The sequence below is a fragment of the Sinosporangium siamense genome (assembly GCF_016863435.1).
Classification (GTDB): Bacteria; Actinomycetota; Actinomycetes; order Streptosporangiales; family Streptosporangiaceae; genus Sinosporangium; species Sinosporangium siamense.
Genome location: NZ_BOOW01000020.1, coordinates 94,866 through 116,289 on the forward strand (window position 1 = coordinate 94,866; position 21,424 = coordinate 116,289).

Genomic DNA, 21,424 nt, shown 5'->3' on the forward strand with positions numbered 1-21,424 from the left:
CGGTTTCACACTCCGTGACCCACGGAAATCCATTAAGGGAACGAGGGGAACTCTGTCTCATGACGCGGATCAATGTCAACGAGGTCGAAGAAGTGCTTATCTCGGGGCTCACCCGATGCGCCGGAAATTTAGTCCCGCTGGGTCTTTTCGGTGCGACAACCTGGCCAGTATCTTGTAGCCGCTTCCCGAGAGCTGATCAGTTACGCGCTGCCGAGCGTGACCAAGTCGTGCTCGGAAATGGGTTGGGCCATCTGGAGGAGCTCGGATGAGCGGGACATCAACAGGTACGCGACTGAGGGACACGCCACCGACGTTCGTGCCGGTCGACCAGGTAACCGAAACGCGTCTTGTGCGGGTCGCCGGCTCCAGCCCCGACCACGTCAGCGCGCTCGCGCAGTGCCTGGACGACCTCCCGCCGATCCTCGTGCACCGGCCGACCATGCAGGTGATCGATGGCGTGCACCGCCTGCGCGCGGCCAAGCTGCGCGGGGACGCCACCATCGGTGTGCGGTTCGTCGACGGCACCGAGGAGGACGCGTTCATGCTGGCCGTGAGCGCCAACGTGACCCAGGGGTTGCCGCTGACGCTGGCTGACCGCACCGCCGCCGCCGCCCGGATCCTCTCGTCGCATCCGCACTTATCGGACCGCCTGATCGCGTCGACGGCCGGGTTGTCCACCAAGACGGTGGCCGCGATCCGGCAGTGTTCAACCGGGGAAACGACTCAGTTGAACTCCCGCCTCGGCCGCGACGGGAAAGTGCGGCCACTAGACGCCTCCCACGGACGCACGATTGCGAGCCGGGCGATTTCCAACAATCCAGATCTGTCATTGCGGGAGATCGCTCGAATCGCCGGAATATCAGTCGGCACCGCACGGGATGTTCGGGAAAGAATGCGCCGCGGCGAGGATCCTATTCCTCGGCGTCATCGCATTTCAGCGGGATATCCCGCGGAAAAAAACGCACCGGTCAACAACACCGGCGGTGACAACGGCACCAACGGCACGCCTCGCGCCCAACGAGACCGATTCCTGCTCTCGCTGCGCACCGATCCGTCGTTGCGGTTCTCCGAGATCGGCCGCGCGCTCCTGCGGCTGCTCGACGCCAACACCCTCGACGCCGCGCAGTGGGACCGCCTCGCCGCCGCCGTCCCTCAGCGCTGGTCACCGGTCGTTGCCGACCTCGCCATGGACTGCGCGGCTGACTGGTCGGCGCTCGCCTGCCGGGTCCGCGGCCAGATCCACGTCAGCGCGTGAGTCCGGCGCGCACGCCACGGCGACCGCCGCCGCCACCTCGACCACCGCGAACAGCGCGACCACCGGAAGCAGCGCCGACGAGCCGCCGGTGATCGCGACCGCGACCAGCGGAACGAAGCTGGAGATCGTGACGCCCACCTGGTAAGTCACGGCGATCGCGGAGAACCGCACCATGGTCGGGAACAGGTCCACCAGGAACGCCGCCAGCCCACCGTAGATCGCGCCGTGCGCGATGGTCAGCGCGGGGACGAACACCAGGGCGACCAGCGTCGGATCACCCGAGGACAGCCAGGCGCCCGCCGGGATCATCGCCACCACCGCGACCACGTAGCCGAAGATCATGACCCGCCCGCGGCCGAACCGGTCGGACAGCGCGCCGAACACCGGCAGTGTCACGCACTCTGCCAGGGCCGCGATCATCAGCCCGGTCAGCACGGTCGACCGCACCTCCGGCCCGGCCTTCGCCGCGTGCGCCACCAGGAACACGGTGAACATCGCGATCACCGACCCGGTGCCGAGCGAAGCGAGAATGCCGATCACCACGCGGCGCGGCCACCGCCGCAGCACCGTGATCACCGGCACCCGGGCGGCGCGGTTCTCCGCCCGGCCACGCACGAACTCCGGGGTCTCCTCGACCCCGAGCCGGACCCAGACCCCGATGCCGACCAGGACGCTCGATGCCAGGAACGGCAGCCGCCACCCCCAGGTCAGGAAGTCCTCCTCGGGCAGCTTGGAGATCAGCACGAAGGTCAGGTTGCTGCCGAACAACGCCGCCGCGAAGCCCATCGCGGGCCAGCTGCTGAAAAAGCCCCGACGTTCGGGCGGGCCGTGTTCGGTGCTGAGCAGTACCGCGCTTCCCCATTCGCCGCCGATGCCGATGCCCTGCGCGACGCGCAACGTCACCAACAGGACCGGCGCGAGGACACCGGCCGTGTCATAGGTGGGCAGCAGGCCGATGCCGAACGTGGCGAAACCCATGATGAGCAACGTCCACACCATCATCGACTTGCGGCCCACCCGGTCGCCGAAGTGGCCGAACAGCAGGCCGCCCAGCGGGCGGGCGACGAACCCGGCCGCGTAGGTGGCGAACGACGCGAGCACACCGCCGGCAGCCGACGATCCCGGGAAGAACAGCGGGCCGAACACCAGCGCGGACGCCGTCGCGTACAGGTAGAAGTCGTACCACTCGATGGCGGTGCCGACCGTGCTCGCGATCAGCACCCGGCGGACCGAACGGGGCTTCGAGGTCACCCCAGGTGTCATGCGTCCTCACCGGACACGAGCACCCGCCCGCCGAGCTCGTTGGGATCGGCGGCGAGATCGTAGGCCCACACCTGCCGCCCGTCCGCCTCCCAGATCACCTTCCGCCCGTCCGCCCGCACCGCGTGCAGCGCCTTCAGGTCCGGGTAGTCGTCCGAGGCGGCGGCCCGCTCCTGCGGGAAGTAGGTCTCCGAGTACGCCTCGCGGGACGCCCCGGTGCCGTCCGCGAAGAACTCGGTCAGCGAGGCACCGTCCGACGACCGCGGGTCCAGCCCGAGAAGGTCGAGCACCGTCGGCATGATGTCGACCAGCCGCACCTGGCTGTCCACCCTCATCCCCACCGGCACCCCGGGGCCGCTGATGACCAGCGGCACGTGCTGGGTCGCATCGAACAGCAGGCAGCCATGGCCCTCCTCGTACGGGTGGCCGAGGTCGCCGGCGTGGTCGTTGGGATACCACCCGGCCAGGTCCTCGCCGTGATCGGAGAAACACACCACCAGCATCGATTCGATGTCGTGGCCCATCTCGGCGATGCGGCGCAGCAGGAGCTGGACGTAGTGGTCGGTGTAGGCGATCTCGCCTTCGTACGGGTTCGCCACCTCGACGCCGACATCCTCCGGCGGCTCGTACGGCCAGTGCGCGTCGAAGAAGTGCGCGAACAGGAAGAACGGGCCGGCGCCGTCCAGCGACTGAAGCCAGCGGGTGGCGCGTTCGACCACCAGCGGCGCGCGCTTGAGCGCCAGCCCGCGCAGCTTCACGTCGCCGACCGACAGCGGGTCCCGGCCGTCCGGCAGCAGCGGGATCTCGTCGTCGTAGAAGTCGAACCCGCGGTCGATCCCGTACCACTGGTTCAGGCCGGGGCAGGACACCACCGCGCCAGTCGTGTACCCGGCCGCCGACAGGCACTCCGCCAGCGTCGGCACCCGCTTGTCCAGCGCTTCGCGGAACAGGTGCCTGACCCCGTGGCGGGGCGGCTGGAGCCCGGTGAACACAGTGGCGTGGCTGACCGGAGTCAGGGGGCACGACGAGATCGCCTGCGTGAAGCTGACCCCGCTCGCGCGCAGCCGCTCCACGCCGGGGTACTTCCCCGAGTAGGCCACGTCGGCGCGCACGGTGTCCAGGGAGATGAACAGGATGTTCGGTTGTGTGGTCACCGGGATCCCTCTGCATTCCTCTGTCGACGCCAGCGGCACCGAAGGCTAGCAACGGGCTCCCCTCGTACGACAACGACGGACAGTGCGGCATGAACACCAGTGCCGAACAGCACATCCCGCGAATACTGTTGCCTGGCGGAGCGTCCACGATCATGACGCGAGGGAGAATTCACATGGCGCGCAAGTTATCCCTGGCCCTGGAGCTTTATGCCGACGCGAACGGCACCGTCGACCAGCGCTATATCGAGCAGATGCGCAACCAGGACGCCGAACCGGTGCCGACCGATCCCGCGCTGCCGAGGTTCACCCTCGTCGTCGGGCCTTCGCCGTTCACCATGCCGCGCGGTTGGGAGTTCTTCCTCACCTCGCCCTACGAGGGTGCGACGTACATCTCGACCGTGCTGCACAACGCCGGGTACCCGGTGCGCATCGTCGATGTCCGCTACACCCCGAACCCGCTGCAGGCGGCGTACGATCAGATCATCGAAGGCACCGACGTGCTCGGTGTGTGCACGTTCGAGGACAACTTCCCGTTCTGCCGCGCGCTGATGGCGATGGTCCGCGAGTCGCACCCGGACATACCGATCATCTGCGGCGGCTCGCTGGTCACTTCCGTTCCGTCGGTGTTCATGTCGGAGACCGACTGCGACATCGCAGTGATCAGCGAGGGCGAGATCACCATCCTGGAGCTGATGGAGAGTTACGCCCGCGGCTCATGGCAGCAGGATCTCCCGAACGTCAAGGGCATCTGCTACCGGGACGAGAACGGAAAAGCGCGCCGCACGCCGCCGCGCGGCCAGATGATGGATCTCGACGCGCTGCCCAGGATGCGGCTCGACCTGTGGCCTCAGTCGCGGTCGCCGCTCGGCCTGCAGCCGCAGGTGATCTCGTCCTACAGCCGCGGCTGCAAGATGGACTGCTCGTTCTGCTACCGCACCACCCCGCAGGTGCGGGCGAAGTCGCCGGAGAAGATGGACCGCGACCTCGACTGGCTGAAAACCCAGTACGGCGTGGAGTTCTGCTTCTTCGTCGACCTCACGTTCAGCTCGCACCGCGGCCAGACCATCGAGATGTGCGACGTGATCTCCCAGCACGATCTGCGGTGGACCTGTCTGACCCGGTGCGCCGACATGGACGTACCGCGCATCGACGCGATGCGGGAGGCGGGTGCGGACATCATCCTGTACGGCGTCGAGTCGCTGGGCTCCGAGGTGTTGCGCGAGGCCCGCAAGGGCAGCAGCGAGAACCTGACCGTCCGCGCGATGCGCACCACGTTCGAAGGCGGCGTGCGGTTCGGCTCGCTGCTCATCGTCGGTCTGCCGAACGAGACCGAGGAGTCCCTGTCGCACATGGTGCAGTTCGCCGAGCAGTACAACCATGTGACCCGGGTGAAGTACCTGTCGGCCATGCCCGGTACGACGGTGTACCAGGACGCGGTGCGGAACAAGGTGATTCGCAGCGAGATCGACCACCTGAACTGGCTGTCGATCGAACAGGCGCTGCACGAGGACGAGTTCCTGAACGTGAGCGGGCTGCCCGAGCGAGTCTGCCGGGACGCGTACAAGCGTGTGTACGACGCCTATCAGCCCGGCCCGGTGATGGACTTCCGGCACTGGCCGGAGCACTTCCAGTACTTCCACCCGCAGTCGGCCGACGGCACCGAGCGGTCGACGTCGTACGCCGGGACCGGCTGGCGCGCGGAGTGGAGTTCCGCCGCCGCGCCACTGGTTCCCGGTTCCGAACGGTACACCTTGGATAAGGTGGCCGACGCGGAGGTGGCCGCGGTCGGGAGCACTCTGATGGACTGCGGCGCGAAGAAGCTCGTGGTCGGGAGCTGACCGGTGTCCACTCAGGACGGCCCGATCCTGATCATCGGGACCGAGCGCTCCGGGTCGAACCTGCTGCGGCTGGTGCTTGACGCGCACTCGCGGATCGCGGTCCCGCACCCGCCGCACTTCATGCGATACCTGTCCGGCATCCCGTACAACGGTGATGTCGACGCGATGGTGGGCGACGCGATGTGGTTGCTGCGCAACCACATCCACCCGTGGCGGCACGTGATCGACCGGGCCGCGGTGACCGAGGCGGCCGGCCCGTCGCTGTTCGGGGTCGTGTCGGCGATCTACGACCAGTACCGCGTCGCGGAGGGCGCGGCCCGGTGGGGGTGCAAGAGCACGTTCATGGTCGAGCACGTCGACGAGGTGCTCGCCGAACTCCCGGACGCGCGGTTCCTGTGGCTGGTGCGCGATCCCCGCGATGTGGCCGCGTCGGCGAAGCGGGCCGTGTTCGGCTACTGCCACCCGTACCGAATGGCGCTGCGGTGGACGGCCGAACAGGAACTCGCCCGCGCGGCCCTTGCGCGGTGGGGGCCGGGAGTGGTGCACCTGGTGCGGTACGAGGACCTGGTGTCAGCGCCCGACCGGGAGATCCGGGCGATCTGCGACTTCATCGGTGAGGCGGTCGAGCCCGCGATGCTGGCGCACCACCTCAGCGGCAACGCCCGGGTGACCGCGTCGCTGTCGGCGTCCTGGCGAACGGCGGGCGACCCGATCACCACGGCCCGGATCGGCGCCTACCGGCGGGGGCTGTCCGATCGGGAACGGCGGCAGGTGGAGAGCGTGACCGCGCGGGCGATGGAGACGCTTCGCTACCCGTTCGACGGGGCCTCGCTGGACGAACCGGCCCCCGATCCGCTCGGCGTCGCGCTGCGCGGGTTCGCGGTGCGGCTGGCGGTGGAGGCGCGATCGCTGTGCACCGACCGCAACCACTTCCGGCGCTGGCGGCGCGATGCCACCGTCCGCTGGATGCGCCGCCGTGCGACGCCGGCCCGCGCCCTGGTTCTGGCAGGAGAGAGCAGATGAACGAAACGGGAAGCGTCCGCACGCACTTCGCCGACCGCGCGAGCACCTACGACCGGTCCAGTTCGTGGTGCACCGACGACGCACTCGGCGAGCTGATGCTGTCCACGGCCGCGCCCCAGCCGGGCGACGCGGTCCTGGACGTGGCCTGCGGCACCGGACTGGTGTCAAGGCTGTTCGCCGGGCGGGTGCGGCGGCTGGTCGGCGTGGACATCACGCCGGAGATGGCCGAGCAGGCGCGCGACATGCTCGACGAACTGGTGATCGCCCCGGCGGAGGAGCTGCCGTTCGGTGACGGCACGTTCGACATCGTGGTGTGCCGTCAGGGGATCCAGTTCATGACGCTGCCGGACGCGGTGCGGGAGATGGTGCGGGTGACCCGGCCGGGTGGCCGGGTCGTGCTGGCCCACCTGTGCGCCTACGGGGACGACGACCGCGATGAGTACTTCGAGATCCTGCGGCTGCGCAACCCGGCCCGGCGGAACTTCTTCCTGCCCGGCGATGTCGAGGCCCTGCTCGCCGGCGCGGGGTGCGACCCGGTGCGGTCCCAGCGGTACGTGTCGGTGGAGGACGTGGACGTGTGGTCGGACAACGGCGCGATCGGCGAAGACGCGCGGGAGGCCATCCGGGACCGCTACGGGAGGGCGTCACCCGCGTTCCGCGCACGGCACTCGGTGGCCGAGGCGGACGGGCGGATCACCGACCACATGCTGTTCGTCGTCGCCTCGGGAACGAGGGTCTGACGTGGAACCGGACCAGTCCCTTGCCGACGGCGTGCGGGCCGCGTTCCTCGCCGAGGCGGCCACCGCGGCGCGGTACACCTACTTCGCACAGGTCGCCGAGATCGAGGGTCACACCGAGGCGGCCCGGGTGTTCGGCGAGCTCGCCGAGAGTGTGGCCTGCGCCGCCCACGGGCACCTGGATGTGCTGCGCGACCTGCTGGACGGCGACGATCCGGGCGCCGGCCGCGCGCTCGGCGACACCCGCCGCAACCTCGGCGCGGCGATCAGCGGCGACCTCGGGGAGGCCACCGAACGCTACCCCGGCCTGGCGGCGCGGGCCCACATGGACGGCGTGGCCGATCTGGCGAGCTGGCTGGAGACACTGTGCGCGTTGAAGAAGACGCACGTGGACCGGCTGGAGCAGGCCCTCACCGGGCTGACCGAGCCGCGGTTCACCGGGAACGGAGCGCCATGACCACCGACTACACCGCCGAGGCGATCATCGTCTACTCCGGGCTGGAGGCGGTGCGCCGCAACCCGTCGATGTACGTCGGGTCGACCGGCTCGGACGGCGCCCACCACCTGGTGCTCGAACTGGTCGACAACGCCGTGGACGAGGCCGCCGCCGGGCACTGCGGCGCGATCTCCGTGGAGCTGCACGGCGACGGCTCCTGCTCGGTCACCGACGACGGCCGGGGCATCCCCACCGACCCGCACCCGGAGGCCGGGATCCCGGCGTGTGAGCTCGTGCTCACCACGCTGCACTCGGGAGGCAAGTTCGACCACTCCTCGTACGCGACCTCGGCCGGGCTGCACGGCGTCGGCCTGGCCTGCGTGAACGCGTTGTCGGAGTGGTTGCGGCTGGACGTGTGGCGCGACGGCGCTCACCACAGCGAGTCGTTCGCCCGAGGCTCGATCGAGACCCCGCTCAAGCGGGTCGGCGACAGCGGCCGCCGCGGCACCCGGGTGTGGTTCCGCCCGGACCCGGAGATCTTCTCCTCATGCGTGCTCGACGCGGACCTGGTGCACGCCAGGCTGCTCGACATCGCGTACCTGCACCCGGGCCTGCGGGTCGAGCTCACCGACCATCGCACCGGGCGGCACGAGTCGCTGTGCGAGACGACCGGGGTGCGGGGCCTGCTCGCATACCGCGCCCGCGACGCAGAGAAGGTGCACGCCGAGCCGACCACCATCACCTGGGCCGGGGACGGGTGCGTGATCGACGCCGCCGTCCAGTGGACCGAAGGGTACGCGGAGCAGATCTTCAGCTACGTCAACACCATCCGCACCGACCTGGGCGGGTCGCATGTGGACGCCCTGCGCGCCGCGCTGGCCGGGGTGGTGGCCGACCACCTCGGCCCGTCCGCGGACAAGATGACCGTGGTCGACATCCTGGAGGGGCTGACCGCGGTGATCGCGATCCGGATCCCGGACGCGCGGTTCGACGGCCAGACCAAACGCACCCTGCGCAACGACGACGCGGGCGCCCGCGTGTTCGACGTCGTCACCGAGCATGCGCGGCGGGCGCTGGCGGCCGACCCGGAGCTGGCCCGCCGCATCGCCGAACGGGCCATCGACGCGAGCCGGGCCCGGCTCGCCGCGCGGCTGGCCGGGCGGACGGCCCGCTCCCGGACCCGGGCCGTCGAGGTCGACTACGCGGTCTACCAGCGACAGTTCGGGATCCGCTCGAAGGACTGGCACGACTCGTGCGCCTGGCTCACCGACGAGGACCTGCTCGGCAAGCACGCGGAGCTGTGCGCGGTGCCGCCGGACGCGCGGATGCTGGACGTGTGCTGCGGTAGCGGTGTCGTCGGCGGCGCGTTCCGCGGCAGGGTCGGCGAGATGGTCGGGCTGGACCTCACCCCGGAGATGGCCGCGCTCGCCGCCACCCGGCTGGACGTCGTGCACCAGGGCACCGTCTACGACCTGCCGTTCCCCGACGCCAGTTTCGACCTCGTGGTCACCCGGGAGGTGCTGCATCTGCTGCCCCAGCCGGAGCGGCCGGTGTCGGAGATCTTCCGTGTGCTGCGGCCGGGCGGGCAGTTCATCGTCGGGCAGATCGTGCCGTATGCGGACGTGGACGCGTTCTGGATGTTCCGCGTGTTCAAAAAGAAGCAGCCACTGCTGTACCAGATGTTCCGCGAGGAGGACTTCCGGGCGTTGCTCACCGGCGGCGGGTTCACCGACGTGCGGATGGAGGAGTACTTCCTGTGGGAGTCGATCGACCGGTGGATCGACACCCACGAGACGACACCGGCGAACCGGCAGGAGATCTACCGCCTCTACTACGACGCGCCACGCGAGGTGCGTGCCGTACACCCGTTCGAGGTGCTGCCGGACGGCTCGGTGCGCGACCGGTGGCGGTGGTGCGTGTACTCGGTGCGGAAACCCGACCATGCCTAGCCGCACCGTGGATCGCCCGGTCGCCGAGGTCGTGCGCTGCCTTGCGGTGCTGCGGCCGCTGCGGGGCACGCCGGTGCCGCACTTCCGCGCGAAGGTGCGCGATCTCGTCGTCGTCGCGTCGAGTTCGCGGGGCGGGTCGAGCATGCTCGCCGAGCTGCTGCGGTCCTCGCCGCACCTGCTGCACCTGCGCGGTGAGCTGAATCCGCTGCTGCGGCTGGTCGGCCTCGACCACCCGCACAGCGGCACCGGATCCGACGTGCTGGACGCGGCGCACTGGCACGGGCTTCAGCCACGGTCCCGGGCGTTGTTCGAGGCGGAACTGGCACTGGACGCGGGCTCTCCCGGCACCGGCGTGGAGAACCTGGCGGTGGACGCGGCGTGGCGGCTGGTCGTGCAGTGGCCGGGGCTGGGCCTCGATCCCGTCGACCTGGTGCGGACCGCCGAGGCGGTACTGGACCGTGATCTCCCCCGGTTCGCGCGGGCGCTGATCGGTATGGCCGGCGTGAACCCGTGGTACTACGACCTTCCCGGGCGGTCACCGGGACCACGACCGGCCGGGCCGCCCGGTGACGTGCTGCTCGAAGAGCCGCCCTTCGCCCTCCCCCGCCCGTGGCGGCCCGCGGACGAACACGATCTCGCCACGAAGCCACTGGTGATCAAGACGCCGGGCAACGCCTACCGGCTCGGCTTCCTGCGGGCGGCGTTCCCCAACGCGCGCCTGCGGGTGCTGCACCTGACCAGGAACCCGGCCGCGTCGATCAACGGTCTGGTCGACGGGTGGCTGCACCACGGGTTCCACGCGTACCAGCTGGACGAACCGCTGCGCATCGCCGGATACGCCGACGTGCGGCCGGCCGACCGGCACTGGTGGAAGTTCGACCTGCCACCCTGCTGGCCCGCGTACACCGCCGCCGCCCTGCCCCGGGTCTGCGCCCACCAGTGGTTGTCGAGTCACCGTGCGGCGCTCGCGCACGGGACGGATCACACGGTGCGATTCGAGGACCTGATCAGCGGTCCGCACGCCCGCGCGGACGTCGTCGAGCGGATCGCGGACTGGCTGGGGATCCCGTTTGACGGGCCGCTGAAGCGGGCCGCGACCGACGGCATCGCCGCCACCATGGCTACCGCCGCACCACGCCCCGGCCGGTGGCGGGCGCGGGAGGAGGAAATCCGGTCTGCGCTGAGCACCGACGTACTCGCGATGGCGGAGAGGCTTGGCTATGCCCGTGAAGACGACTGGATCTGAGCTGAGCACCCACGGCGGCCCGGGGTGGGTCCCCCGGGTGGCGACGCATGTGGACGAAGTCGCGGCCGGGGATGTGTGGGCGCCGTGCGGGTACCGGTCGGAGACGGCCGCGCTGCGGTCGGTGCTGCTGGTCCGCCCGCCGGACAGCATCGCCGCGGTGCGACGGCCGGGGGACTCGCTCATGCTCGGGCGGGTGGATCTCCCGACGATGCGGGCGCAGTGCGACGCGCTGGCGGACCGCCTGCGGGACAACGGGGTCGAGGTACACCTGACGTCTCCCGCGGCGACGCCCAACGTGGTGTTCGCGCGAGACCTGTTCTGGATGACCCCGGCCGGGGCGGTGCTGGCGCGGATGGCGTCGGCGCAGCGGGCCGGCGAGGAACGGCATGCCGCGCTCGCGCTGGCCGAGGCCGGGTTCCCCATCCTGCGCACGGTGTCCGGCACCGCCCTGTTTGAGGGCGCCGACGCGCTGTGGATCGACCCGTCGACGGTGATCGTCGGTACCGGGTTCCGCACGAACGCGGCCGGCGCGGCCGAGGTCGCCTCGGCGGTCGCGGAACTGGGGGCGCGGGTGGTGACGGTGCCGCTGGCACCGGGCGTACAACACCTGCTGGGGACGGTGGTGTTCCTCGACTCGTCCACCGCCGTCATCCACCGGGCGGCGAGCCCACCGGAGTTGGCGGCGCTGCTCGCGGAGTACGGCTATCGGGTGATCGCGCTGCCGCCGGACGAGGAATTGCTGGTGCGGCGTGGGATGAACCTGCTGGTGCTCGCGCCGGGGCGGGTGCTGATGCCCGCGGGCTGCCCGGGAATCCGGCGGACGCTGGAGCGGGCGGGTGTGACCGTCGACGAGATCGACATCGGCGAGTACCTGCGGGCGGCCGGCGGGATCGGCTGCGTGACCGGGGTGGTGCGCCGTGAGCACTGAGAGCCGGTCACTCGGCCGATCACTGGGGCGGGTACACCGTGGGGTCGTCCAGCGGCACCTTCAGCCAAGAGATCATCTGCCGGAGCTGGTGGTAGGCCGCGAGCCGCTGCTCGTCGGAACCGGCCTCCTCCGCGGCCGCGATCGGCTGCCACAGGCGCGGCACCATCACCGGCCCGAGTTCGAGCAGGCCGCCGCTGCCGCCGGTGGCCCACTTCGCCAGCACGTACCGGGCGATCGCGCCGACCGGGATGTCCAGGTTCCGGGACATGCCGCGCACGGTCTCCAGCGGATCGAGGAGCCCGTAGTCGACCACCTCGGCCTTGAAGTTGGCATGCGGGTCGTCCGGTGGCCAGCACCGTTCCCACTGGCGCAGCCGAACCGTCGGCGTACCGGTCGCGTCGTAGGTGAGGTCATCCATGTCGCCGTCCATATCGCCACCCTAAGGGGGCACCGAGCTTGTCCGACCGGGCAAGGATGAACACCGAAGTCAGGAAAGGAGAACCAGTGAACGCGAACCTGGAGCAAGTCGCGCTCGTTCCGACCGACTCGGGCGCCGTGACCAGCGGCACCGCCACGGCCGACGACGAGGCGATCCGTCAGCAGCTGCGCAGCCTCGGCTACCGCATCTGACCGAACCGCCCCGGCCCTCCCACACGGGAGGGCCGGGGCGTCCCCGCTGAAGAGGCCGAGCACTCGCCGAGGCCGTGGCGGTCGGTACGCAGCCGCAGCCGGGGTGCCCCTCGGGTGGCTCGTGCCCAGTCGTCTCGGTCATTCCGGTCATCCCGGTGATCTGACCGGCGTTCGCCTTGGCGTGCAGTCCCTTCACGTCGCGCCGCACGCACACCTCCAGCGGCGGTTCACCCACGCTTCCCCGTTCACCTCGTCGTGGGCGGCCCGGTATGGCGCGATCACCGGTACCAGCACGATGACGCCGTGCCGGGCCGGCACCATCGCCGACGCCCCGTCCCGCCGGACGTTCTCGCTCCGGTCGCGTGCGCCGGAACCCGGCTCCGGGGAACAGGTCGCGTCGCTTCCCCGTCCAGCACCTGCGCCGGCCCGGGCAGCCGCGATGCCGGCGCCGCGGCTGCCCGGACAGGCCGGCCCTCTCGCCACGCGGATGGCCACCCCCTTTCGTGGGCGATCAACGTGCTGGAGGGCATGAGTGTTGACCACCCGGCGGCGCGTTGTAAGGTGCGGCGACTGGGAGGCGGAATGGCTGAGACGACCAACCCGTTCGACGACGAGAACGGTGTGTTCTGGGTGCTGCGCAACGACGAGGACCAGCACTCGCTGTGGCCGGAGTTCGCTCCGGTGCCCGCCGGGTGGCAAGTGGTGCACGGCCCGGACGGCCGGGCGGCGTGCCTGGCCCACGTCGAGGAGAACTGGACCGACCTGCGTCCGGCCTCCCTGCGCCACGCCATGGACGACTCGACCGGGTGAACTACCGGATGGCGGTGGTGGACCGCTTCGTCACCTGCATCGCACTCCACGTCCGCCCGCCGTCGAAAGACGCCTCGACGGTGAGCGACAACCGGCCTTGTCCTACGCGCGTCGCCCGTGCCGGTCAACGGCACCGTGACGTACTCGGGCGGAAGCGGCTCATGCGGGCGGACCACCCGCTTGTATAGAAAGCCTGCTGACAGCTTGAAGGCCCGCGGGTGCATCAGGCGGGGGTCCGACAGTCGCCGGCTGATTCTCCTCGCCGACCTTAGCCGCGACGGCCTGACCGATCTCATCCGCGTTCAGCGCCGGTACGGCGAGCCATGTGCCGCCGGTGCACACGAAGATGTGGTTCGGCGTCGGCGCGCCCGATCCGCCGCCGGCTGTTCGCCGGTGACCTGACCGGCCCCGACCTGCCGCCCTGGCTCACACGCGCACGATCCAGGTAGTCGGCATATCGGGCCGGGACGAAGGAGGTCGGTGCGCCGACGGGCACCTTACGGCCGCCGAGCCGGTTCATCCCCTTCAAGCTGGCCACCCCCTCCATCAGCTCGCCGGTGCCCGGCCCACCCTGGAAGTCAATGACGGCCAGCACGTTCGGGGGTGAACGGCCGCGGATACGTATACGAGTACTCCAGCTCCGACAGCCTGCCATGGTCCTTCGGCAGCGGTTTCCACGCCTTCGAGGTGTTCTCCCGCGCGGAACCAGGCGTTCCCGGAAAAGGTGGGGAGTGCAACCCTGGAGACACAATCGACCCATGGCACGGCATGGAAAAGATCTACTTAGTGGACTACCTGTATGCCCGGTCGTGCCGAGGGATGAGGGATGGCCCTGCGGTCACCGTACGGTCATGATCTTGGGAAAGACCAAAGCCCTGGTCGCCGATATTTCGGTGACCAGGGCTCTCTTGGTAGCGGGGGCAGGATTTGAACCTGCGACCTCTGGGTTATGAGCCCAGCGAGCTACCGAACTGCTCCACCCCGCGTCGCTGTTGTGCTCTGAAAGCGTATCCGCGATCAGGGGTGGAGGCAAATCGGTGAGCTATGGGCTAGGTGTTGGTGTTGGTGAGGGTGGTGGGGTTGGGCTCGGGGTGGAGCTGGGGGTGGCCTGGGGGGCGGCGGACTTCAGTTTGTCCAAGGCCGACTGGAGGCGCTTCTGGGCTTCGCCGTATTCCGCCCAGTTGGGGGGGTTGGCGGCGAGGGCCTTCTCGGCCTCCTCGTAGGCCTTTTGGGCGTCCCCGATGGCCTTGGCCAGGTCGCCGGTGGCGGCCTTGGGCGGCTCGGGTTGGGGTTGGCCTGGTTGGGCGGGGGGTTTGACTTCGGGGACAGTGCTTTCGCCGAAGACCTGGGCTAGGGCGTCTTTCAGGGTGGGGCCGAAGCCGACCTTGTCGCCGTAGAGGACCAGGACTCGCTGAAGGGTTGGGTAGCGGGCCGAGGTGGCTGCCTTGGGCTGGACGTAGACGGGTTCGACGTACAGGAGGCCGCCGGCGAAGGGCAGGGTCAGGAGGTTGCCGTTGATGACCTCGGTGGCGCCGCCGGTGCCGCGGAGCAGGTTGAGTTCCGTCGACACCCGGGGATCGGAGAAGAAGGTGTTCTGTGCCTGTTCAGGGCCTTGGATGCCGGTGTTGCTTGGCAGTTGGAGCACCTGGAGTTTGGCGTTGGGGTCGCCGGTGGCGTCTACCGCCATGAAGGCCGCCATGTTCTGCCGGTTGTTGGGCACGAACGTGGTGGTCAGGGAGAAACGCGGCTGCGCTTCGCCGGGCATCTTCATGGTGAGGTAGTACGGCGGCTGCTTGCTCTTGCCGGTCGCCGGGTCGGCGGGAACCTTCCAGAAGTCCTGACCACCGTAGAAGGCGCCGGCGTCGGTCACGTGGTATTGCGCGAGGATCTCACGCTGCACCTTGAACATGTCCTCGGGGTAGCGCACGTGCTGGCGGACCTCGGTCTTGTCGAGCTCCGCTCGCGGCTTGATGGTGTTGCCGAAGGCCTTGGTCCAGGTCTTGAGGACGGGGTCGTTCTCGTCCCAGGCGTAGAGCGTCACGGTGCCGTCGTAGGCGTCGACCGTCGCCTTGACGGAGTTGCGCATGTAGTTGACGTCGTCGCGCGGGAGGGGCTGGCCGAGGCGCTCGCTGATCACGTCGGTGGTCAGGGTGCGCAGGCTGCGCCGTTCGGAGTAGGGGTAGTGGTCGGAGGTGGTGTAACCGTCCACGATCCAGACGACCCGCCCGTTGGCGATGGCCGGGTAGGGGTCCTGGTCCAGGGTCAGGTAAGGCGCGACGCGCTGGACACGCTCAAGCGGCTTGCGGACGTACATGATGCGGGAGTCCGAGTTGACGTCGCTCGACAGGAGCAGGTTGGGCTCGCCGTACTTGACCGCGTAGAGCATGCGGGTGAAGAAGTTGCCGATCGGCACACCACCCTTGCCCTGGTAGGTGTAGTTCTTCTGCCCGTTGGGTGCGCGATCGTCGGGGTAGTCGAGTTCGAGTGGCGCCGTGCCGGCCGGGGCGCCCACGATCGAGTATTCCGGAGACTTCTCGCCGAAGTAGATCCGCGGTTCAAACGGCCCGAGACTGCCCGTCGGCGGAATGTCCCGCTCGACGAAGTCGGGGCGGCCGTTCGCGTCGGTGCCGTTACCGGGCGCGGCCACGAATCCGTATCCGTGCGTGTAGACCAGGTGGTTGTTGATCCAGTTTTGCTGGCTCTGCGGCGGCTGACCGATTTCGCGGGTCGCGACGATGGTGTCGCGGCTTACGCCGTCCTCACCCTTGTAGCGGTCGATGTCGAGCTGGTCGGGGAACTGGTAGTAGCCCCTGATCTGCTGCAACTGCTGGAAGGTGGGCGACATGAGGCTCGGGTCGAGCAGGCGGACGCCGGGGATGGTGTTGGCCTCGGTCTGCTGCTCGGCGGTGCTCGCGTCGGTCTTGGCGCTGTAGTTGGTGACCTTGGTGTCGGTCACGTTGTAGGCGTCGCGGGTCGCGTTGATGTTGCGCTGGATGTAGGGGCGCTCGCGGCTCTGCTCGTTGGGCTTGACCTGGAACTGCTCGACCAGGGCGGGGTAGACGCCGCCGATGAGGACGGCGGAGAGCACGAGGAGGCCGAAGGCGACGCCGGGCAGCATGCCGCCGGAGCGGACGATGCCGGCGAAGAACAGCAGGGCGCAGATCAGCGCGATGATCGCGAGGATGGTCTTGGCGGGAAGAACCGCGTTGACGTCGGTATATGTAGCGCCGAAGACCCTGCCTCGTTCGGAGAAGACGAGCCCGAAGCGGTCGATCCAGTAGGCGACCGCCTTCAGCAGCACGAACACTCCCAGGAGCACCGAGAGGTGCACGCGCGCCGCGCGCGAGGCGTGCACTCCGGGCGACTGGAGCCTGAACCCGCCGTAGAGGTAGTGGGTGATCGCGGCCAGGACGATCGCGATGACGATGGCGGTGAACAGGAAGTTCAGCACCATCCGCAGGAACGGATAGGTGAACATGAAGAAGGCGATGTCCATGTTGAACTGCGGGTCGTTCTTGCCGAAGGGTTCGGCGTTGACGAACTGCAGCCAGGTCTTCCACTGCGACGCGGTCGACGAGCCGGCGAAGAGCGCCAGCAGGCCCATGCCGACCAGGAAGATCAACTTCCTATGTGGATCGAGCGCCATGCGATAGCGGTCGGCGCCGCTGGCGCCGCCGAACATCGCCGGGCCGAACATCGGCCTGGTGCGATAGGCCAGCAGCATGTTGCCGCCGACGATCGCGATCATCAGGGCGGCGCCGAGCAGGAAGAGCAGGCTCTGCGTCCAGAGCACTCCCGAGAACACCGCGGTGTAGTCGACCGAGGCGAACCAGAGGTAGTCCGTATAGACACCCGAGAACAACAAGAAAAATGCCACAATCGCGACGAGCGCGATCGCAACGGGGAGAAGCAAGCGTGGCCGGCGAGGCAAGCGCATCGCCCTACCGGCTCCGGGGCTCCGGAAGCTCAAGGCCAACCCCTTGTCTTATAGAGCGACGATCCGTGTCTGGCAACCTACACCGGCATGGGGACAGTCGGGCCACGCCGCCCGGATACGGTCGGGCCGCGGCTCACCCATGCACAGCGGTTACGTACGGCTAACGCCTACAAGGCGAATAAAGTGCCGAACCTGGCCAAATGTGACATAGGCGTGACCAGCCAGGTCAAGGTGCGGGTCACCCTACGCGCGTCACTTCGGGGTGCAGGCCGGGACCGCGCCCTTGCCGGTGCGCAGGGACTCGATGGCCTTGAGCGCGTCGTCCAACTTCGTGACCTTGACCAGCACGAGCCCCGTGGGCGCGGTGGCCAGGGCCTCGGCGCAGTTGTCGGCGGGGGTCAGGAACGCCGTGGCGCCCTTCTCTTTGGCGCCGATCATCTTCTGGGGGATGCCCCCGATTGGCCCCACCTCGCCGTTGGGCGTGATCGTGCCGGTGCCCGCGATGGCCTTGCCGCCGGTCATGGCGCCGGGGGTCAGCTTGTCGATGATGCCGAGGGTGAACATGAGCCCCGCGCTCGGCCCGCCGACGTCGCCGACGTTGATGTTGACCTTGAACGGGAACTTGAACTTGGTCTGCATGTTCACGCCGACCATGGGTTTGCCCTCGGGCCCCTCGACGGTGGGCACCTCCACGTTGACCGACTTGCCGCCCCTGTTCACGAGGAAGTTGAGGGATGCGCCGGGATTGACCGCGCGCACGGCGTCGACCACCTTGGTCGTGTTGTCGGCCGGAGTGGCGCCCACGGAGACTATCTCGTCGCCTGGCTTGAGCTTGCCGTCGGCGGGCTTGCCCTTCTCGACCGAGCCGACGGCCACGACCGACTCATAGGGGATCTTCAAGGCGGTCAGGGCGGCGGCGGTGGCGTCGTCCTGGGAGTTGGTCATCTCGATGGAGTTCTGCCGCTCGACCTGCTCGGCGGTGCTGGTGCGCGGGAAGATGGACTCCTCCGGCACAACCGCCACATTCGGGTCGACCCAGCCCCTTAGTGCCGTGAGCAGGCTGATCCTGGACGGAGGCCCACCTTGGTAGGCCACGGTGACGAGGCTGAGGCTGCCCTGGGTGGGAAAGGTCTCGCGGCCCGTCACGGAGATGACCGGCTTGCCTTTGACCTCGCCGATCGTGTTCTCCGTCGGCCCGGGGCTCAGCACGACGTATGGCACGGGCAGCAGGGCTCCGGTGATCCCCAGCATGAGGCTGAGCAAGCCCGCGACCATCAAGGTCAGCGCTCGTCGGGACATGGACGAAGCCTATGCGTTGCGGGGGCGCGTCATTCGCACGCTCCGACCCACTCGGTCGTCCCGTCCTCGAAGAGTTGATGCTTCCAGATGGGCACCTCACGTTTGAGGTCGTCGATCAGTCTCCGCGACGCCTCGAACGCCTCCGCCCGATGAGCGGAGGAGACGGCGACGATGACCGCGATGTCGCCGAGCTTGAGGTCTCCGACCCTGTGCACGGCGGCCAGCGCCCGCAGCGGGAAGTCCGTGGCGACCTTCTCGGCGACCTTGCGCAGCTCCCCCTCGGCGCTGGGGTGGGCGGAGTAGGACAGACCGGTGACGGACTTGCCGTGGTCATGATCGCGTACGGTGCCCACGAACAGCGTCGTCCCCCCGGCCGACCTGTCACCCACTGCGTTGAGCACCTCGTCGACCGACAGGGGGGTGTCACGGACGCCCAGGAGGCGAATTACATCCACTTTGGCAGCCTACAGGCGGCGCTTACGCCGGGCTCTGCGCACAATTGCCGCTGTTCCTATCACGGCGACCGTCGCACCCGCCGCCGTGATCGTCGCGTCCTTGCCCGACAACCGCCTGCCGACCACGGCGTGTTTGCCGGCCCGCAGCTCAAGCAGCAGTTCGAGGGCCGCCTCGTTGCTCCATGCCGGCTTCCAGCCGGCGTGACGCAGGGCGGCGCAGTCGGCGACCCACGGATAGACCACGTAGCGCAGGTCTGTGGCGGGCGCGGGGGTGATGCCCAGGCGGTGGAGGCGCTGAGCCGTGCCGAAGGTGAGGGCCGCGGGCAGCTCGAAGCGGCGCAGGCCCGAGATCTCCTCGACGCGATCCTGCTCGAGCCAGCCGTCGGAGCCTACGGCGACGGCCCCTGTGACCAGGCCGAGCGCGGCGCACTCCAGCGCCGACACGAGGTCGTCGATGTGGCAGAACTGCCAGCGGGGGTTGCACCCCTTGACGGTGAGCAGGCGGGGGGCCTCGAAATGCCTGGTGACGACGGTGTCGATGCCGGGCCCGACGATGGCGGCGGGCCGGAGCACGGTCACATCCAGGCCGGGGTGGCTGCGGGAGCTTCGCCGTACGAGGGCCTCGATCTCCAGGTAGTCGCCGACCACGCCGGTGTCGGGCTCGGCGGCCACCTCGGCGTCCTCGGGGAGGGGCACGGGGTTCTCGGGGTCGGCGCCGTAGACCATCGCACTTGTGACGAGAACAACACGGCGCACCCGCGCGGCCGCCGAAGCGGTCAAGACGGTCTGCGCGGCACGAAGGTTGTAAAACCGGCGCTCGGCGGGGTCCGCGTCCAAGGCGTAGTCGGCTGCCAAATGGACGAGTACGTCAATATCCGAGATCCGGTTCGCCAAGAGCGGATCCCGTACGTCGATCACTCGCCAAGTGACGTCCTGAACGTCTCCACGACGCTCGTCAATGGCCACCACCCTGCGGAAATCCGAGGATGTGGCTATATGGGCGAGGAACTCCGCACCTAGCCCGGAGGCCGCGCCGGTGACGGCGATGACCGGTGGGCGGTGGCGTTTCGAGGTAGGCACCAGATCCTCACTTTGCACTGACCCGCCGCAGGGCGGCTAACGTGGCGGATGTGGACTCCTCCATCCTGCACGAGGTAGAGCGGTGACTGACCTGCCAGGTCGTGAAAACGACCCCAACGACAATCCCTTCGCCATGTTCGGCAACCCTGAGCAGATCGCGGCGGCGATGCGGCAGTTTGCCGACATGCTGTCGGGACCGCAGAGTGCCGGGCCCGTCAACTGGGACACGGCGAAGACCATCGCCAGACAGACCGTCGTCGCCCACAGTGACCCCAGTGTGATGGAGGGTGAACGTCGGCAGATCGTCGACGCGCTACAACTCGCCGATCTTTGGCTGAACGAGGTCACAACGCTACCCAGCGGGCTCAACTCGCCCGAGGCGTGGAGCCGGTCAGAGTGGATCGAGAAGACGGTCCCGGTCTGGAAGCAGCTCTGCGACCCGATCGCGGCCCGCATGGTCGACACCATGAGCGGCTCCCTCGGCGCGGCCGGGCTGCCCTCTGAGGCCCAGTCGATGGCCGGGCCGCTGATGGGCATGCTCAAGCAAATGGGCGGCATGATGGTCGGCAGCCAGATCGGCCAGGCCCTCGGCTCGCTGGCCCGCGAGGTCGTCGGCTCGACCGACATCGGCCTGCCGCTCTCCCCCACCGCGGCGCTGCTGCCGGGCGGTGTCGCCGCCTTCAGCAAGGGCCTTGAGCTGCCCGCCGACGAGATCCGGCTCTATCTGGCGCTGCGCGAGGCCGCCCACCACCGGCTCTTCCAGCATGTGCCCTGGCTGCGCGCGCACCTGCTCGGTGCCGTCGAGGAATACGCCAGGGGCATCACGGTGGACATGTCCGCGCTGGAGGAGCAGTTCCGCGGCGTCGACATCAACAACCCGCAGCAGCTCCAGGAGATCTTGAGCGGTGGCCCGCTGCTCAAGCCCGAGGAGACCGAACGGCAGAAGGCCGCTCTGGCCCGCCTTGAGACCATGCTGGCGCTCGTCGAGGGGTGGGTGGGCACGGTCGTGGACGCGGCTGCCACCGGCAAGCTGCCCTCCGCCTCCGCCCTGACCGAGACCGTGCGGCGGCGCCGGGCGACGGGTGGTCCGGCCGAGCGCACGTTCGCCACGCTGGTGGGGCTGGAGTTGCGGCCGAGGCGGCTGCGCGAGGCCGCGGCGCTGTGGCAGGCCCTCGCGGCCGAGCGGGGCATCGACGGGCGTGACGCGGTCTGGTCGCACCCCGACCTGATGCCGCGGGCCGAGGACCTCGACGATCCCGACACCTTTGTGCGGGGCGGGGTGGACTTCGACCTGTCCATGCTCGACGACACCCCTCCCGCGAAGGGCGATGAAAAGCCCGGGAAGCCCGAAGACTCAGGTGAGGGGTCCGGAGACGGCACCGCATGA

The 21,424-nt window shown here is 69.1% G+C and carries 20 protein-coding genes, 1 tRNA gene and 1 pseudogene; 11 read left to right on the forward strand and 11 right to left on the reverse strand.

The features are described 5' to 3' along the window. Nucleotides 1–265: 265 nt before the first annotated feature. Nucleotides 266–1,255, forward strand: a complete 990-nt coding sequence (locus tag Ssi02_RS15805) for a ParB/RepB/Spo0J family partition protein (RefSeq protein WP_204026233.1) — start codon at nucleotides 266–268, stop codon at nucleotides 1,253–1,255. Here the strand turns inward: Ssi02_RS15805 and Ssi02_RS15810 are convergent. Together Ssi02_RS15810 and Ssi02_RS15815 are read right to left on the reverse strand one after the other, a co-directional pair. Further along, the gene (locus Ssi02_RS15810) at nucleotides 1,163–2,518 is read right to left on the reverse strand and encodes an MFS transporter (protein ID WP_204026234.1); all 1,356 of its coding nucleotides are present in this window, start codon (nucleotides 2,516–2,518) and stop codon (nucleotides 1,163–1,165) included. The genes Ssi02_RS15805 and Ssi02_RS15810 overlap by 93 nt on opposite strands. Beyond that, a complete protein-coding gene (locus tag Ssi02_RS15815) occupies nucleotides 2,515–3,669 on the reverse strand; it encodes a sulfatase (RefSeq protein ID WP_204026237.1) in 1,155 nt (384 codons plus the stop codon). The genes Ssi02_RS15810 and Ssi02_RS15815 overlap by 4 nt, the downstream gene beginning before the upstream one ends. A gap of 173 nt (nucleotides 3,670–3,842) precedes the next feature. Between Ssi02_RS15815 and Ssi02_RS15820 the strand changes: the two genes are divergently transcribed. Genes Ssi02_RS15820 through Ssi02_RS15850 form a run of 7 tightly spaced genes read left to right on the forward strand, consistent with a single transcriptional unit; the run spans nucleotide 3,843 to nucleotide 11,826 of the window. Continuing rightward, entirely contained in the window at nucleotides 3,843–5,507 is a 1,665-nt protein-coding gene (locus Ssi02_RS15820) for a B12-binding domain-containing radical SAM protein (RefSeq protein ID WP_204026238.1), read from the forward strand. A 3-nt stretch (nucleotides 5,508–5,510) separates the two neighbouring features. Next, nucleotides 5,511–6,530, forward strand: coding sequence for a sulfotransferase family protein (locus Ssi02_RS15825; protein WP_204026239.1), 1,020 nt, complete (start codon nucleotides 5,511–5,513; stop codon nucleotides 6,528–6,530). Beyond that, complete coding sequence (locus tag Ssi02_RS15830) at nucleotides 6,527–7,270, forward strand: class I SAM-dependent methyltransferase (protein WP_204026241.1); 744 nt, start codon at nucleotides 6,527–6,529, stop codon at nucleotides 7,268–7,270. The genes Ssi02_RS15825 and Ssi02_RS15830 overlap by 4 nt, the downstream gene beginning before the upstream one ends. 1 nt (nucleotide 7,271) lies before the next feature. Further along, nucleotides 7,272–7,724, forward strand: coding sequence for a rubrerythrin family protein (locus Ssi02_RS15835; RefSeq protein WP_204026243.1), 453 nt, complete (start codon nucleotides 7,272–7,274; stop codon nucleotides 7,722–7,724). Next, nucleotides 7,721–9,652, forward strand: a complete 1,932-nt coding sequence (locus tag Ssi02_RS15840) for a methyltransferase domain-containing protein (protein ID WP_204026245.1) — start codon at nucleotides 7,721–7,723, stop codon at nucleotides 9,650–9,652. The genes Ssi02_RS15835 and Ssi02_RS15840 overlap by 4 nt, the downstream gene beginning before the upstream one ends. Beyond that, a complete protein-coding gene (locus Ssi02_RS15845; RefSeq protein WP_204026247.1) occupies nucleotides 9,645–10,898 on the forward strand; it encodes a sulfotransferase family protein in 1,254 nt (417 codons plus the stop codon). Before Ssi02_RS15840 ends, Ssi02_RS15845 begins: the two co-directional genes overlap by 8 nt. 37 nt (nucleotides 10,899–10,935) lie before the next feature. Next, on the forward strand, nucleotides 10,936–11,826 hold the full coding sequence (locus Ssi02_RS15850; RefSeq protein WP_204026249.1) for a dimethylarginine dimethylaminohydrolase family protein: 891 nt from the start codon (nucleotides 10,936–10,938) through the stop codon (nucleotides 11,824–11,826). Between the two features lie 19 nt (nucleotides 11,827–11,845). Here Ssi02_RS15850 and Ssi02_RS15855 read toward each other — a convergent pair whose 3' ends face one another. Continuing rightward, complete coding sequence (locus tag Ssi02_RS15855; RefSeq protein WP_204026251.1) at nucleotides 11,846–12,256, reverse strand: DUF6027 family protein; 411 nt, start codon at nucleotides 12,254–12,256, stop codon at nucleotides 11,846–11,848. Nucleotides 12,257–12,330: 74 nt separating this feature from the next. Here Ssi02_RS15855 and Ssi02_RS39300 point away from each other — a divergent pair, with 74 nt between their 5' ends. After that, nucleotides 12,331–12,456, forward strand: a complete 126-nt coding sequence (locus tag Ssi02_RS39300; RefSeq protein WP_275410686.1) for a hypothetical protein — start codon at nucleotides 12,331–12,333, stop codon at nucleotides 12,454–12,456. A gap of 142 nt (nucleotides 12,457–12,598) precedes the next feature. On the opposite strand, the pseudogene Ssi02_RS39800 reads toward Ssi02_RS39300, so the two are convergent. Together Ssi02_RS39800 and Ssi02_RS39805 are read right to left on the reverse strand one after the other, a co-directional pair. Continuing rightward, nucleotides 12,599–12,691 (reverse strand): annotated as a pseudogene (locus tag Ssi02_RS39800) (adenylyl-sulfate kinase); the annotation flags it as partial. After that, a complete protein-coding gene (locus Ssi02_RS39805) occupies nucleotides 12,649–13,113 on the reverse strand; it encodes an adenylyl-sulfate kinase (RefSeq protein ID WP_373870143.1) in 465 nt (154 codons plus the stop codon). The pseudogene Ssi02_RS39800 and the gene Ssi02_RS39805, both read right to left, overlap by 43 nt. Here Ssi02_RS39805 and Ssi02_RS15870 point away from each other — a divergent pair. After that, complete coding sequence (locus Ssi02_RS15870) at nucleotides 13,039–13,266, forward strand: MbtH family protein (RefSeq protein ID WP_204026257.1); 228 nt, start codon at nucleotides 13,039–13,041, stop codon at nucleotides 13,264–13,266. The genes Ssi02_RS39805 and Ssi02_RS15870 overlap by 75 nt on opposite strands. A gap of 292 nt (nucleotides 13,267–13,558) precedes the next feature. Here Ssi02_RS15870 and Ssi02_RS15875 read toward each other — a convergent pair whose 3' ends face one another. The 6 genes from Ssi02_RS15875 to Ssi02_RS15900 all read right to left on the reverse strand — a co-directional run bounded on the left by Ssi02_RS15875 (nucleotide 13,559) and on the right by Ssi02_RS15900 (nucleotide 20,040). Beyond that, nucleotides 13,559–13,861: a hypothetical protein gene (locus Ssi02_RS15875; protein WP_204026259.1), complete on the reverse strand. Its 303-nt coding sequence runs from the start codon at nucleotides 13,859–13,861 to the stop codon at nucleotides 13,559–13,561. 314 nt (nucleotides 13,862–14,175) lie between these two features. Beyond that, nucleotides 14,176–14,252 (reverse strand) — tRNA-Met (locus tag Ssi02_RS15880). 56 nt (nucleotides 14,253–14,308) lie between these two features. Next, nucleotides 14,309–17,203: a UPF0182 family membrane protein gene (locus Ssi02_RS15885; protein WP_204026261.1), complete on the reverse strand. Its 2,895-nt coding sequence runs from the start codon at nucleotides 17,201–17,203 to the stop codon at nucleotides 14,309–14,311. Between the two features lie 252 nt (nucleotides 17,204–17,455). After that, nucleotides 17,456–18,502, reverse strand: a complete 1,047-nt coding sequence (locus Ssi02_RS15890; RefSeq protein WP_204026263.1) for a YlbL family protein — start codon at nucleotides 18,500–18,502, stop codon at nucleotides 17,456–17,458. A 29-nt stretch (nucleotides 18,503–18,531) separates the two neighbouring features. Next, nucleotides 18,532–18,957, reverse strand: a complete 426-nt coding sequence (locus tag Ssi02_RS15895) for a molybdenum cofactor biosynthesis protein MoaE (RefSeq protein WP_204026265.1) — start codon at nucleotides 18,955–18,957, stop codon at nucleotides 18,532–18,534. A gap of 9 nt (nucleotides 18,958–18,966) precedes the next feature. Beyond that, nucleotides 18,967–20,040, reverse strand: coding sequence for an NAD-dependent epimerase/dehydratase family protein (locus Ssi02_RS15900; protein WP_204026589.1), 1,074 nt, complete (start codon nucleotides 20,038–20,040; stop codon nucleotides 18,967–18,969). A gap of 79 nt (nucleotides 20,041–20,119) precedes the next feature. Here Ssi02_RS15900 and Ssi02_RS15905 point away from each other — a divergent pair, with 79 nt between their 5' ends. Further along, complete coding sequence (locus Ssi02_RS15905; protein WP_239128937.1) at nucleotides 20,120–21,424, forward strand: zinc-dependent metalloprotease; 1,305 nt, start codon at nucleotides 20,120–20,122, stop codon at nucleotides 21,422–21,424.

Bases quoted from the DNA above. Each gene is read 5' to 3' on its own strand.
- Ssi02_RS15810 (WP_204026234.1), bottom strand. From the start codon at position 2,518: ATGACACCTGGGGTGACCTCGAAGCCCCGTTCGGTCCGCCGGGTGCTG.
- Ssi02_RS15845 (WP_204026247.1), top strand. From the start codon at position 9,645: ATGCCTAGCCGCACCGTGGATCGCCCGGTCGCCGAGGTCGTGCGCTGC.
- Ssi02_RS15805 (WP_204026233.1), top strand. From the start codon at position 266: ATGAGCGGGACATCAACAGGTACGCGACTGAGGGACACGCCACCGACG.
- Ssi02_RS15820 (WP_204026238.1), top strand. From the start codon at position 3,843: ATGGCGCGCAAGTTATCCCTGGCCCTGGAGCTTTATGCCGACGCGAAC.
- Ssi02_RS15830 (WP_204026241.1), top strand. From the start codon at position 6,527: ATGAACGAAACGGGAAGCGTCCGCACGCACTTCGCCGACCGCGCGAGC.
- Ssi02_RS15855 (WP_204026251.1), bottom strand. From the start codon at position 12,256: ATGGACGGCGACATGGATGACCTCACCTACGACGCGACCGGTACGCCG.
- Ssi02_RS15840 (WP_204026245.1), top strand. From the start codon at position 7,721: ATGACCACCGACTACACCGCCGAGGCGATCATCGTCTACTCCGGGCTG.
- Ssi02_RS15870 (WP_204026257.1), top strand. From the start codon at position 13,039: ATGGCTGAGACGACCAACCCGTTCGACGACGAGAACGGTGTGTTCTGG.
- Ssi02_RS15885 (WP_204026261.1), bottom strand. From the start codon at position 17,203: ATGCGCTTGCCTCGCCGGCCACGCTTGCTTCTCCCCGTTGCGATCGCG.
- Ssi02_RS15890 (WP_204026263.1), bottom strand. From the start codon at position 18,502: ATGTCCCGACGAGCGCTGACCTTGATGGTCGCGGGCTTGCTCAGCCTC.